Annotated in this window: 12 protein-coding genes; 4 read left to right on the top strand and 8 right to left on the bottom strand. The window is 49.6% G+C overall.

Annotation, left to right across the window (positions count from 1 at the left end; translation table 11 throughout):
- Position 1 precedes the first annotated feature (1 nt).
- Positions 2-403, bottom strand: coding sequence for a methylmalonyl-CoA epimerase (mce, locus tag ACXYMU_RS05080; protein ID WP_458985278.1), 402 nt, complete (start codon positions 401-403; stop codon positions 2-4).
- A gap of 116 nt (positions 404-519) precedes the next feature.
- On the opposite strand from mce, the gene ACXYMU_RS05075 reads away from it, so the two are divergent.
- The 4 genes from ACXYMU_RS05075 (at position 520) to ACXYMU_RS05060 (ending at position 3025) form a co-directional block, all read left to right on the top strand.
- A complete protein-coding gene (locus tag ACXYMU_RS05075) occupies positions 520-1734 on the top strand; it encodes an IscS subfamily cysteine desulfurase (RefSeq protein ID WP_458985277.1) in 1215 nt (404 codons plus the stop codon).
- Positions 1735-1848: 114 nt separating this feature from the next.
- Positions 1849-2262 (top strand): Fe-S cluster assembly scaffold IscU, encoded by a 414-nt coding sequence (iscU, locus tag ACXYMU_RS05070; RefSeq protein ID WP_458985276.1) that lies wholly within the window; start codon positions 1849-1851, stop codon positions 2260-2262.
- Between the two features lie 12 nt (positions 2263-2274).
- Positions 2275-2685, top strand: coding sequence for a hypothetical protein (locus ACXYMU_RS05065; RefSeq protein ID WP_458985275.1), 411 nt, complete (start codon positions 2275-2277; stop codon positions 2683-2685).
- 13 nt (positions 2686-2698) lie between these two features.
- Positions 2699-3025 (top strand): HesB/IscA family protein, encoded by a 327-nt coding sequence (locus ACXYMU_RS05060; protein WP_377483653.1) that lies wholly within the window; start codon positions 2699-2701, stop codon positions 3023-3025.
- Positions 3026-3095: 70 nt separating this feature from the next.
- Here ACXYMU_RS05060 and ACXYMU_RS05055 read toward each other — a convergent pair whose 3' ends face one another.
- The 7 genes from ACXYMU_RS05055 to ACXYMU_RS05025 all read right to left on the bottom strand — a co-directional run bounded on the left by ACXYMU_RS05055 (position 3096) and on the right by ACXYMU_RS05025 (position 12936).
- On the bottom strand, positions 3096-4298 hold the full coding sequence (locus ACXYMU_RS05055) for a T9SS type A sorting domain-containing protein (RefSeq protein ID WP_458985274.1): 1203 nt from the start codon (positions 4296-4298) through the stop codon (positions 3096-3098).
- 311 nt (positions 4299-4609) lie between these two features.
- Entirely contained in the window at positions 4610-6505 is a 1896-nt protein-coding gene (locus ACXYMU_RS05050) for an amidophosphoribosyltransferase (protein ID WP_458985273.1), read from the bottom strand.
- Between the two features lie 16 nt (positions 6506-6521).
- Positions 6522-8027 (bottom strand): NADH-quinone oxidoreductase subunit N, encoded by a 1506-nt coding sequence (locus ACXYMU_RS05045; RefSeq protein ID WP_458985272.1) that lies wholly within the window; start codon positions 8025-8027, stop codon positions 6522-6524.
- A complete protein-coding gene (locus ACXYMU_RS05040; protein ID WP_458985271.1) occupies positions 8028-9773 on the bottom strand; it encodes a complex I subunit 4 family protein in 1746 nt (581 codons plus the stop codon). It lies immediately after the preceding gene.
- 187 nt (positions 9774-9960) lie between these two features.
- A complete protein-coding gene (nuoL, locus tag ACXYMU_RS05035) occupies positions 9961-12147 on the bottom strand; it encodes an NADH-quinone oxidoreductase subunit L (protein ID WP_458985270.1) in 2187 nt (728 codons plus the stop codon).
- Between the two features lie 10 nt (positions 12148-12157).
- Positions 12158-12469 (bottom strand): NADH-quinone oxidoreductase subunit NuoK, encoded by a 312-nt coding sequence (gene nuoK / locus ACXYMU_RS05030; RefSeq protein WP_458985561.1) that lies wholly within the window; start codon positions 12467-12469, stop codon positions 12158-12160.
- Positions 12469-12936: an NADH-quinone oxidoreductase subunit J family protein gene (locus ACXYMU_RS05025; protein ID WP_458985269.1), complete on the bottom strand. Its 468-nt coding sequence runs from the start codon at positions 12934-12936 to the stop codon at positions 12469-12471. Before ACXYMU_RS05025 ends, nuoK begins: the two co-directional genes overlap by 1 nt.
- Positions 12937-12938: the final 2 nt, after the last annotated feature.

The raw sequence follows: 12938 nt of genomic DNA, 5'->3' as shown, positions 1-12938 counted from the left end.
CTCACTTTATCTCCTGCGTCAGTTCAATCAACACCCCATTGGCACTTTTGGGATGCACAAAACAAACCAATTTATTATCAGCCCCTTTTTTGGGTATCTCGTTTAGTAAAGTAAAGCCCTCTTTCTTCAGCCGCTCCATCTCACTTAAAATATCGTCCACTTCAAAGGCAATGTGGTGAAGGCCTTCGCCGCGCTTGGCAATAAACTTTGTGATGGCGCTATCTTCGCTGGTGCCTTCCAGAAGCTCTATTTTGGTATCGCCTACCTTAAAAAACGATGTGTTAACATTTTCTGACGAAACAAATTCCGCCTTGTAAGGTTCTACACCCAACAGTTTATGGTATAAAGCATTCGCATCGCTAAAATCTTTCACGGCGATCCCTATATGTTCTACCTTTCGCATTTTCTATTTGTAATTAGTCTAAGTAACCTTTTTTTATTAATTTTGCGGCAGAGTCAAAACTAATAATTTCTTTCAACTGTTTATAAAACAGATCATAAATAGATAATATCAGTGATATGCTAACACTTCCTATATATTTGGATAACAATGCCACTACGCCACTCGATCCGCGTGTGCTGGAGGCCATGTTGCCATACATGACAAACATGTTCGGTAACGCCGCTTCACGCAACCACGCATTTGGCTGGCAGGCTGAAGAAGCCGTTGATTATGCCCGCGAGCAAATCGCATCGCTTATCAACTGTTCTCCAAAGGAAATCATTTTTACTTCTGGTGCCACAGAGTCCGACAACCTTGCCATTAAAGGTGTGTTTGAGATGTACGCATCAAAAGGTAACCATATTATTACGGTTACCACAGAGCACAAAGCTGTTCTGGACACTTGTAAGCACCTCGAGAAGATTGGTGGCAGAGTAACTTACCTGAAGGTAAACGAGAAAGGCCTGATCGACCTGCAGGAGCTTGAAGCTGCTATCACAGACAAAACCATCTTGATCTCTGTGATGTATGCCAATAACGAGATTGGCGTTATTCAGCCGATCCGTGAAATTTCTGCCATTGCTAAAAAGCACGGTGTCCTGTTCTTTACAGATGCGACGCAGGCAGTAGGTAAAATTCCGGTGGATGTGATTGCCGACGGCATTGACCTGATGGCTTTCTCGGCCCACAAAATGTACGGCCCGAAAGGCGTTGGCGCACTTTATGTTCGTCGCAAGAACCCACGGGTTAAAGTAACCTCCCAGATGGACGGTGGTGGACACGAGCGCGGCATGCGTTCGGGCACACTGAACGTACCTGGTATTGTAGGTTTAGGCAAGGCTGCCGAAATAGCGAAGCAGGACATGGAAGCTGATACCAAGCGTATCGCCGCCATGCGCGACAGACTGGAGCACGAGCTTACCAAGATTGAGGAGTCTTATGTGAACGGTTCTACAGAGCACCGTTTGCCGCACGTATCCAACATCTCGTTTACTTATGTAGAGGGTGAAGGCCTGATGATGGGCGTGAAAGATTTGGCCGTTTCTTCTGGTTCTGCTTGTACTTCTGCTTCTTTGGAGCCATCTTATGTACTGAAGGCCCTTGGCCTGAGCGATGACCTGGCACATTCTTCCTTGCGTTTCGGCTTAAGCCGTTTCACTACGGACGAGGAAATTGACTACGCCATTGATCATGTGAAAGAGGCGGTTGCCAAGCTTCGTGAACTATCTCCGCTGTGGGAAATGTTCAAAGAAGGCATTGACCTAAACTCTATTGAGTGGTCTGAGCATTAAGACCAAAATTAAAATCAGAGGTTGAGCATTAGAGATACTGTGTTTAGGTATACTAGTATTAACTTATGACTTTGATTTCTAATTCATAATTTTAATTCGTAATTAAATATAGCTATGGCTTATTCAGATAAAGTAATCGATCATTATAGCAACCCACGTAACGTAGGTACGCTTGATAAATCAAAAGCAAGTGTTGGTACTGGCCTTGTGGGCGCCCCTGAGTGCGGCGACGTAATGCGCCTTCAGATTGAGGTAGACGAGAACCAAATCATCACAGACGCAAAGTTCAAGACGTTTGGATGTGGTTCTGCCATCGCTTCTTCATCCCTGGCCACCGAGTGGCTGAAAGGAAAGTCTGTTGACGAAGCGCTTGCTATCGACAACATGGCGATTGTAGAAGAACTGGCTTTGCCTCCGGTTAAAATTCACTGTTCTGTACTGGCGGAGGATGCAATCAAATCTGCTATCAACGACTATAGAGTGAAGAATGGTCTGCCAGCCCTGGAAATGGCTAAGTCGCACCACTAAGACCAAGACTCGATGGAGTCACAAAATACCGATGTGCATGTGAAATGTGCACGTATTCAAAAGCAGATTGAAGACCACTTAGGATTAAGCGGAAACAGTCTGCTTTTTGAATTCAGGCTCATCAACAACAAAGAGCGCCTCGACCTGATCACGGTAAACCCACGCCACCACCAGTCTTTCCTGCTCCATTCAGAGTCGGGATATGACCGGGTGGATGCTCTGCAGAAGATGCTGGTTTACGTGCAGAACTACCGTGACCAGGAGAGTTCTTATACCGTGCAATGGATATCACGCGATAACAAGGAGTTAAACACTTCTTATTTCCGGGCACGTAATATGTATGAGGCGCTTGATAAATTATACTATGGCCGAGACATGAACACTATCACTGTTTTCAGTGTGGTGCTTAACCCTGTCTCCTAAAATTATAGATGTTATGATCACAGTTTCAGATAAAGCAAAAGAGAAGGTCATCAAGCTGAAGCAGGATGCTCAGTTGGATGACACATACCGCTTGCGCGCTTCTGTAGCGGGTGGTGGTTGCTCTGGCCTTTCTTACAACCTTGATTTTGACGATGAGGTAAAGCCCATGGATCAGGAGTTTGAAGACAAGGGTGTGAAAGTAGTAGTAGACATGAAAAGCTTTTTATACCTGGCAGGCACCGAGCTTGATTTCTCTGACGGCCTGAACGGCAAAGGTTTTTATTTCAACAACCCAAACGCTACCCGTACTTGCGGCTGCGGCGACAGCTTCTCGGTGTAACGCATACAAATCATAAAAACAAAACAGGCCCTGCTTCTAAAGCAGGGCCTGTTTTGTTTTTATGCCTCCCCTATTGCTTCAGGAACCGAAAGTTATGCCTTGTACCTTTCTCATCCGAAAGGACTAATATATAAGTTCCGTTACGCAGGCTCTGCACATCTAATTGCTGTCTGCGCTTTGCCGGGTTAAGCGGCCTCTCAATCAACTTCTTCCCGACTGCATCCAATATTACTGCCGAGTATAAACCATTAACTCCCAATTGCTCGAGCTCAAGGAAATCTGATACAATGGTAGGGTAAGCCTTGTAAGCCAGCTTACTTTGCTGCCGCATTACTGCAACTGTCTTTGAGTATTTGTAGGTCCCATCTTCGTCTACCTGCTTTAACCTGTAATAAGATGCGCCATCCATAGGGCTTTCATCGGTAAAACTGTAGATACTTTCTTTAGAAGTGGTACCCTGCCCCTTTACCTTTGCAAGCACCTCAAAGTCCTTTGCATCAAGGCTCCGCTCTACAACGAAATGGTCATTCAAGTACTCAGAGGCTGTTGCCCAATGCAAGGTTACGGCACTGCCTTGGCTGTGCGCTGTAAACCGGGTCAACTCAACTGGGAGCACCACCACAGGCTTATCCTCCACAGTCCATGATATAGTAAAGTCGTCGATGGCCAGGGCATGGTCCACCTCCAGTTCATCTAGGTCTTTCCAGCGCAGCATCAGGAATTCCCCGTCCCGCAATTCAACGTTCAACATCGCTGCCATCAACTTTCGGTTGCTGGCAGCATTCCCGTCCAGGGCTTTGCCTTCCTTGAAGTAGTGAGGGCTTTTGAAATTCAGTTCAGGGTATGGAACCCACCCATTGTCCGACTTTGGAGACAGCTTAAAGGAAGTAGGGTCAGCGCTAACAGCATAGTAAAAGTCGATTTTATGCTCTCCAGCTGTTTTGTTTGAGATGCGCCACTGTTCGCCATAAAAGCTAACGTTCACGAAGTGTACCGTGCCGCCTGTATTGTTGTGCAATAGCAAGCCCCAGGCAAACTCGCCAGCATTCAGGGAGCTTTGCGAACCCAATGCCCTTTCGGTAGAACCTGTGGCGCCATAACTGTAAAGATTGCCTGCCACCTGGTTGCCTGGGTTAATGGCAAGGGTGTTGGTCTGCTTCGTCCGTTGCACGTACCAGCCATCTATGTAACTAGTGCCGTTTTCCCAAATATCGTCTTTCAAGGCAGGAAGTGTATCAAAGTTCTGACTGTACTGGGTAGTACCTTTCTCCATCAACACTTGTGCTGTGACGTCAGAAACTTTAAAATTAAAGTACAGTAAGCATGCCAGGATGATGCCGTATCCATAGCCAGTAAAAGGTGTATTCATTCCTAAGCCTGTGAGATATTTATAATATTTTACTGATATTAACTGTGATTATTCAGCATATATCAGGCTCACAACCTGGCTTACTCACCAATAGTTCAAATGTTTATTATAATAATTTAAAATAAAACTGGTAAAGCCTAAAAGCATAAGGCCTGCCCCGAATAAATCAGGGCAGGCCTCAAAAAGGATATTCAAAAAAATAATCAGTGCAATTTTTAGTAGGCTCTGGCTAGTTTATTTTCCATAAAATTCATAAAAGCTCTGTTCACCACGCCTATACCTCCTGGGGTTGGGTAATTGCCTGTAAAGTACCAGTCGCCTTTGTGGTTCGGACAAGCGATGTGCAGGTCCTCAATGCGTTGGTAGATCACCTCTACTTCTGCGTTTACGTCCGGGGCCTTTACGATATGGGCTACTTTCTCCGAAATTTCATCGGCTGTAAACAGGTCATACAACTCCTGCACATAGTTCGCCTCTCTGAAGGCCGGAGTACCCTGTAAGGCCACGCATTTTTCATACACCTCCTCAGCCTTGTAATAGAGCCCACGGTCGTTAAGTAAGCCCAGCAACGCTCGGAAAGCCACAAACTCCTTCATGCGCGACATGTCGATGCCGTAGCAGTCAGGGTATCGAATCTGTGGGGCGCACGAAACGATGATGATCTTCTTCGGCTCCAGTTTATCCAGCATTTTAATGATGCTCTTCTCCAAGGTGGTTCCCCGCACTATAGAGTCGTCCAGCACTACCAACGTATCCACGCCCTTTTTCACTACCTCGTATGTGGTATCATACACGTGTGTCACCAAGTCATCGCGGCTATCGTTATCAGTGATAAACGTGCGTAGCTTCACATCTTTGATAACCAGCTTTTCGGCACGCGGCTTAAACTGCAGGATATCATCTAACTGCTCTTCCGTCAAGTCCTGGTTCAGGATAGCCTTTTTGCGGTATTCGCGCAGGTGACTCTCAATTCCCTTCATCATACCCAGCCAAGAGGTTTCAGCTGTGTTTGGGATGTAAGAAAACACCGTGTTCTTCAGGTCGTAGTTGATCGCCTCCAAAATCTGCGGGCACAGGAGTTTGCCCATGTTCTTGCGCTCATTGTAAATCTCGGGGTCGTTGCCTCTCGAAAAATAGATGCGCTCAAAGCTGCAGGAAAGTTTTTCGCGGGGCTGTACGACCTCTGTGTGCTGCGGGTTGCCTGCCTTGTCTACAATCAGGGCATGGCCTGGGGCAATTTCCTGGATTTCGCTGTACTCTATGTCAAATGCGGTTTTAATAGCAGGCTTTTCAGACGCCACCACCACAATCTCATCATCATAATAGTAATAGGCTGGGCGGATACCGTTCGGGTCGCGGAGCACGAAGGAGGCACCATAGCCTGTAAGGCCCACCATGGCGTAACCACCATCGAAATCGCGGCTGGCACGGCGCAGTACGCGTGGCAGGTCCAGGTTTTCTTCGATCAGTTGTGTTATTTCCTTGTTGGAATGATCACCCTGCTTAAAGTGGTCGAATTTGCGCTGGTTTTCCTCATCCAGGAAATGGCCGATCTTCTCGAGCACCGTAATGGTATCAGATTTCTGCTTTGGGTGCTGGCCGAGTTCAAGGAGTTTTTGAAACTGCTCATCCACGTTGGTCATGTTGAAGTTACCCGCTACAGCCAGGCTTCGGCTGCGCCAGTTGTTCTCCCGTACCATTGGGTGGCAGTTGTCTACGCTATTCAGGCCGTGCGTGCCGTAGCGCAGGTGGCCCAGGTATACATCGCCCAGAAATGGCATGTTCTCCCATACCCAGTCAGTATCGTCGGCTCTATCCGGATGGGCTTCTTTCAGGTTTTTGTACTCCTTGCCAATCTTCCCGAAGATGCTGTCGATAGCACGCGTTTTAACTGAGCGAAAGCGGCTGATGTATTCGATGCCAGGCAGAGCGTTAATCTTGATACTGGCTACCCCTGCCCCGTCTTGCCCTCGGTTATGCTGCTTTTGCATCAGCAGGTAAAGTTTATTTACGCCATACATAGGAGTACCGTACTTCTCTACGTAATAGCTAATCGGTTTTCTAAGCCTGATTAAGGCAATCCCGCATTCGTGCTTTATAGCGTCGCTCATGAGTGCTATTAAAAAATTATGGTGTTTGCGCCAGCAACTCTGCAAGCCAGTCCAACAGCAGGTCGGGTTTAAAAAACAAGACCAACAACGGAATAGCAAACAGCGCCAGCAGCAGTTTATCCGACAGTGAAGTAACTAAATTTTCTGCTTTATGATTCCCTTTGAAGAAAAGGTAGTAAGGTATCTTGATATAGTAAAAGAGCGCCACCCCTGTCAGCACAACGCCCACGATGAGCAAGACAAGCAATAGCGTTTGCTGCCCTGTTCCATAGGCTTGCCATACATTGCTAAAGATCAGCAATTTGCCCATGAACCCTCCCAAAGGCGGCAAACCGGTAAGCGATAGGAAGTATACCAACGCTACGATACTGGCATATGGCGCTACCCGACCCAAACCAGCATACTCCTCCAGCTTCTGCACGCCATACCCTTCTTCAAACAACTGCACGAACAGGAACACACCAAAGTTCATGAACAGCAGCACCGTCAGGTAAAAAAGGATGCTCGGCTCGTAGTGCGTGCCAAAAGCCAGCAGCCCCGTTAGCAGGAAACCTGCATGCGACACAGACGAATAGGCCAGCAGGCGACGTGGTGTCTGTTGCCAGAGCGCTGTAAAGTTACCTACGAGCAGCGTAATCAGGGCGGCCACACCGATAAAAAGCTGCACATCCTGAAAAGCCAGCGGGTCGGTAAAGGCACTTAAAAAGCGCATGATCACGATAACGCCTGCTATTTTAGGCCCTGTCGAGAAAAGGGCTACTACTGGCAAGGGCGCACCCTGGTATACATCCGGTGCCCAAAAATGGAAAGGAGCTGCCGATATCTTAAAGAAGAACCCGGCAAAAACAAGGATAGCCGCAACTGTTACCAGCAGGGTATCAGCCTGTACCAAAGCCAGCGCGAACGCTTCGGTGGCGTAATGCAGCGAACCGGTAAGGCCATAGAAAAACGACATCCCGTACAGCATCACACCTGCTGATAGCGTTCCGTACAACACATATTTTAACCCGGCTTCTACGGCGCTCTTCTCTTCCCTCAAGGTTAGTGTTAAGATGTAGGAGGCAATTGAAACCACTTCGATGGCCAGGAAAACCATGAGCAGGTTCACTGATTTGGCCATCAGGTTGAGGCCCAGCACCAGCAATAGTAATAAGGCGTAGTATTCGCCTTTGCCGCTTGCCAATCGCTCCAGTTTCCTGTTTTGTAATGAGAGCAGGATGGTAAAGATACCTGCTGCACTGAATAAGATACCGCCATAACGTGCCAGCCCGTCCGTTAACAGCAGGTTTAAAAAAGGCTCGCTGCTGGCCGCGTCACCACTGAGCGCCTGCACCACCAGGGCGGCAAACAAACCAGACAATGCCAACCAGGGCAGCAGGCGCTTCACCGCTTCTGACTTGAAAAGATCCAGCGTAACAAGCAGCAGAAAAAAGAAGGCCAGCAGCAGTTCGGGCAGCAGCGAACCCGCGCCCGCCAGTATGGCATCAATAGATTGGGTAAGATTTGCTGCCTGTCCGTTCACTTAGCGTACGATGGAAGATAAAACCATATTGAGCTGCTCCTGCCCATTTAGCAGCATAAGTTCGGTAAAGCCGTTTACCGCCATCCCTATCTTGTCTATGAGCAGGTGCGGGAAAATACCGAACAGCAAGGCGAGCAAAGCCAGCGGTATCAGCATCAGGTATTCCCGCGCGTTCAGGTCGGTCATAACCGATTTTTCGCGCAGCTCCGGAAATATCCAGTATTTGCCGAAGAACATGCGCTGCAAGGTCCAGAGGTAGTATGCGGCTGCCAGCAAAAGGCCAAATACCGCCACTACCGTCAGCCAGCGCGGCAGCATGCCTGTTGCCTCTGGCGCACTGAAACTGCCCACTAGCACCAGTAACTCTGAAATGAATCCTGAGAAGCCGGGAAGGCCCAGCGAGGCAAAGAAGGCGATAACGACAAACGTGGTGTAAGCCGGCATTTGGGAGGCAAGTCCCCTAAAGTTCTGAATCATCCGGTTGTGGGCCCTGTCGTACACCACACCTACCACCAGGAATAGCATGGCGGAGATAATACCGTGGCTGAACATCATGTACACTGCCCCGTTCACACCCTCTGTGGTAAGCGAAGCAAGCCCCAGCAGCACAAAACCCATATGCGACACTGAGGAATAAGCAATCAGCTTTTTCAGGTCGTTCATGGCCAAGGCGTTGAGGGCGCCATAAATGATAGAAAGCACGCCTAAGCCACCAACGAAGACTGAAAAGTAAGCTGCTCCGTCCGGGAAAATCGGGTAGACGATCCGGATCAGGCCATACCCTCCCACTTTTAGCAAGATGGCCGCCAGCAATACTGAGATTGGGGTGGGCGCCTCCACGTGCGCATCAGGCAGCCAGGTATGCACCGGCACTGCCGGCACCTTGATGGCAAACCCTGCAAACAACAGCAGAAAAGCAATGAAGCGGATGGGCGTATCCCACAATTGCACGCCTGACAGCACATGCAGTAAGCTATCAGGAAGAAAATTGGCGGCTTCCATCATGGCCGGGATGCTGAAAGTGTGCACCATGTCCACAGACTGGATCGCGTTCTGCTGGAGCATTTGCTGTACCTGCCGGATGGCATGCTGGCCTAACCCGGCTCCGTTCTCCGCCATCCCTAACTGCAGCGCTGTAGCTGCTGGGTCAATCACGGAAGAATAAAGCCCGATCATCACGATCAGGATGAAAAGAGAGCCGACGAGGGTATAAATAAAGAACTTGATGGCTGCGTACTCGCGTTTTGGCCCGCCCCACATGCCGATCAGGAAATACATCGGCAGCAGCATAAACTCGAAGAAAAGGTAGAACAGGAAGAAATCGAGAGCTAAAAAACAGCCCATCACGCTGGTGAGCAGCAGCAGGTAGAGCAAGAAATACCCTTTCACATTTTTGGTGATCGTCCAGGAGGAGATAACACCAATAACTCCTACAATGCCGGTGAGCAGCACCATACTGATGCTGATGCCATCTACCCCCAGAAAGTAATCAATCTGGAAGCGCCCCAGCGTGCCGAGTGAAAAGCCGATCCAGTTAAGTTTCTCCACAAACTGATACCCCTGCTGCCCATTGGCAAGCGCACTCCCATCGAAGCGCAGGTAGAGCAGCACGCTCAAAACCATTTGCGCCAGCGCCCCAAGCAGTGCCACAGCCTTTGTTGCCTTTTGCAGGTGCGCAGGCAGCAGCAGCACAACAAGTGCTGCCAGCAATGGGGTAAAGATGAGACTACTGAGTATAAAATCCATCAACAGCTTTTATGGTTGATTAGTAATAGTTTAAATATTTATCCGTAATTCAGGAACAGGCCTTTCGCTCAAGCAGACCTATTGTTTGTATCCGTCCGGATAATCTGCAACAAGTCCTTCTGCGCTTATTTTCCTTCACCGTAAAGCCAGACAACCTCTAACCCCAATCGAAGCACGAAATTAAGCATCAATAGATGAGGATGTATAGAATAATCAAAATAAATCCAAAAATGGAGTAAGCGTAGTAAGACTGTACTTTCCCGTTTTGCAAACCGCGCCCGATGCGGCCAAACAGCCGGGGCAATACGGCTATTACCCATACTAGCCCGTCCACTATCAACCTGTCAAAGCCGCCGATCATTTTGGCAAACACCACCAGCCATTTGCTGCCGTAGTTCAGGGTATAGTCTATCACGCGTTTATCAACCCGGTAGAGCATTTTAGACAGCCCTTGTGCAGGACGAACAAATGCTCTTTCATAAAAAGCATCGAGGTAAAAATGATTGAACGACAGCTGGGCAAAAGCCCCTTGCGGTTGCTCCTGCAACAGCTGTCCGGAAGATTTACTTTTGTACTTGAATATCGCAAGGCCCAAACCGGCTATACCCAGTATGGCTGAGAGTACCCCGATGACCAGGTGTGCCGTATGGTTCGCTTCATCCTGCGCCACAACCGCCTGCAATAAATCAGCGGCCAGCAGATTCTCCCCTAAGGCAAGCCTGTTCAGGCTAATCCCCTGCAGTACCCAGCTTCCGCTAAAGCTTAGAGGGTTAAGAGAGAAAAAGACTCCGAGCGACAAGATTGCCAGTAAGATAACCGGCAGAGCCATTACGCCCTCCAGTTCCCGCTGTGCTGAAAGGCGCAGCTCCCGTACATCAAACGGCAACCGGAACTCGCCGAAGAACATGAACCACATATGCCGCCCCATGTAAAAAGCAGTCAGCAACACCACCGTGAAACCCACTAACGGCACCAGGTAATAGAGCACGCTGCCGTCTGCGCTCATGCCCTGCGCCCAGGCCCAACTCCCCGACAAGATCGCGTCTTTAGACAGGAAGCCGGAAAATAACGGTAAGCCCACCAAAGCCGCTGCAGCCAGCAGGTAGGTATAAAATGTTAAAGGCATCGCTTTTCGCAGCCCGCCCATGTTGCGGATGTCCTGCGGGTCTGTGTCCTCGGGTTGGTGCGTGTGGTGCAGCCCGCGGTGCATGGCATGAATGATGATGCCGGCGTTTAGGAACAGCGCCGCTTTGAAAAACGCGTGGGTGGTTAAATGAAACAGGGATGCATCGTGTGCTCCGGTGCCCATTCCCATCACCATATACCCGAGCTGCGAGATGGTAGAAAAGGCCAGCACCGCTTTGATGTCATATTGCGTGAGCGCGGCCACTGCCCCTAGCAAAGCCGTCACGGCCCCGACAATGGCGATAACAGTCAGTGCATCAGGCGTAAAGAAAGCATAGCAGCGGGCCAGCAGGTATACCCCGGCGGCCACCATAGTGGCCGCGTGAATAAGGGCTGAAACGGGCGTTGGCCCCTGCATGGCATCGGGTAGCCATACCTGTAACGGAAACTGCGCCGACTTGCCCACACAGCCCATAAACAGCCCAAGCCCAGCAAAAGTCAGGAGCAGGGAAGGTGTTTCCATGAGCCACTCCTGCCCATGCAGGGCGTAAGTTACGGAAAAGCCCTCCTGCGTCCAGGTGCCCATGCTGATCAGGGTTCGAAGGGCCTCCAGGTCAAAAGTGCGGAAATAGGTATAAAACACGAACAGCCCTAAGAGCAGGCCAATATCACCCACCCTGTTCACCAGGAATGCTTTTTTGTTGGCCGCGATGGCGGCCGGACGCTCAAACCAGAATCCGATGAGCAGGTAGGACGAAAAGCCCACCAGTTCCCAGAAAACAAAGAGCAGCAGCAAGTTATCCACCAGCACAATGCCCAGCATACTAAACGTAAACAGGCCGAGGTAGGCGAAGTAGCGCGCATACCCTTTGTCATTGTGCATGTACCCGATAGAGAACAGCTGCACCAGCAGCGAGATGAAGGTGACGATCACCAACATCAGCACGGTTAAGTTATCGAGCAGTATACCGGCGGTGAAGTGCGTGAAGGCACCACCCAAGGAGGGTATGCTAAACCAGATAAGGCGACTATGGAAAACAGCTGTGTTCCATGTTTGGGTGAATAGCCATACCGACAGGGCAAAAGCCACAAGGGTTATACCCACTGCCAGCCAATCGCCTTGCCGCGGGAGTTTGCGGCCTAGCAAGGCAAGCCCTGCAAAACTGAGCAGCGGCAGCAGGAGTACCCAGAGCGCTAGCTGCGTTTGCGGCGTACCCGCCAGTGGCTCTATCAGGGAAGTTAGCTCCAATGGATGCGATTTATTTGCTAAGTTGATTGATTTGGTTCAGATTCGCTGTCTTGAAGTGCTGGTACACCCGCAGCACAATGGCCAGTGCCACAGCGGCTTCGGCGGCGGCCACCACAATCACGAACAGCGAGAAGAGTTGCCCCTGCATCAGGGTGGCATCGTAGCGGCTAAAAGCGACCAGGTTTAGGTTCGCGGCATTAAAAATCAGTTCGATGCCCATTAATACCACCACAGCATGTCGCTTTGTGATCACTGCCAGTATCCCCAGGCTAAACAAGGCAGCACTTAACAGCAGGATATGCGCTATCGGAATTTCCCCCATCATGGTGCTTGTTGTTTATCGGTGGCGATGTAGGCGGCCCCCATCAAGGCAATCAGCAACAGCAGCGAGGCAAGCTCGAAAGGCAATACAAAGTCTGTCATTAGCTTGATGCCGATGGCCTGCACCGTGCTTTTCTGTGTGCCCAAGGCCATTACATCAGCGTTTTGCAGCCAAGGCAATGCCTGGACATTGGCATGCAGAATGGTATAACTCAACCCACTCAATACAATAAAGGTGATGAGCGTGCCCCAAACGGTATTCACATTCTCCGACATCACTGATTTGTCGTGTACCCGGCTGCTGAGCATGATACCGAACAGAATCAGCACCAACACCCCACCCACATAGACCATCAGCTGCGTTACGGCAATAAAATCAGCGAACAGCAGCACGTAAATACCCGCCACACTCAACAGCGTGACTAACAGTGCAAAGCCTGCATACAGCAAGTTCCGCGTCAGGACCATGT

The sequence above is a fragment of the Pontibacter sp. CAU 1760 genome (assembly GCF_054482735.1).
Note: the sequence above shows the minus strand (reverse complement) of the source record. Positions and strands in the feature narration are given on the sequence as shown.

Coding starts and splice junctions, on each gene's coding strand:
- ACXYMU_RS05060 (WP_377483653.1), top strand. CDS start 2,699: ATGATCACAGTTTCAGATAAAGCAAAAGAGAAGGTCATCAAGCTGAAG.
- ACXYMU_RS05055 (WP_458985274.1), bottom strand. CDS start 4,298: ATGGAGAAAGGTACTACCCAGTACAGTCAGAACTTTGATACACTTCCT.
- ACXYMU_RS05050 (WP_458985273.1), bottom strand. CDS start 6,505: ATGAGCGACGCTATAAAGCACGAATGCGGGATTGCCTTAATCAGGCTT.
- ACXYMU_RS05025 (WP_458985269.1), bottom strand. CDS start 12,936: ATGGTCCTGACGCGGAACTTGCTGTATGCAGGCTTTGCACTGTTAGTC.
- ACXYMU_RS05040 (WP_458985271.1), bottom strand. CDS start 9,773: ATGGATTTTATACTCAGTAGTCTCATCTTTACCCCATTGCTGGCAGCA.
- mce (WP_458985278.1), bottom strand. CDS start 403: ATGCGAAAGGTAGAACATATAGGGATCGCCGTGAAAGATTTTAGCGAT.
- nuoK (WP_458985561.1), bottom strand. CDS start 12,469: ATGGGGGAAATTCCGATAGCGCATATCCTGCTGTTAAGTGCTGCCTTG.
- iscU (WP_458985276.1), top strand. CDS start 1,849: ATGGCTTATTCAGATAAAGTAATCGATCATTATAGCAACCCACGTAAC.
- ACXYMU_RS05065 (WP_458985275.1), top strand. CDS start 2,275: ATGGAGTCACAAAATACCGATGTGCATGTGAAATGTGCACGTATTCAA.
- ACXYMU_RS05075 (WP_458985277.1), top strand. CDS start 520: ATGCTAACACTTCCTATATATTTGGATAACAATGCCACTACGCCACTC.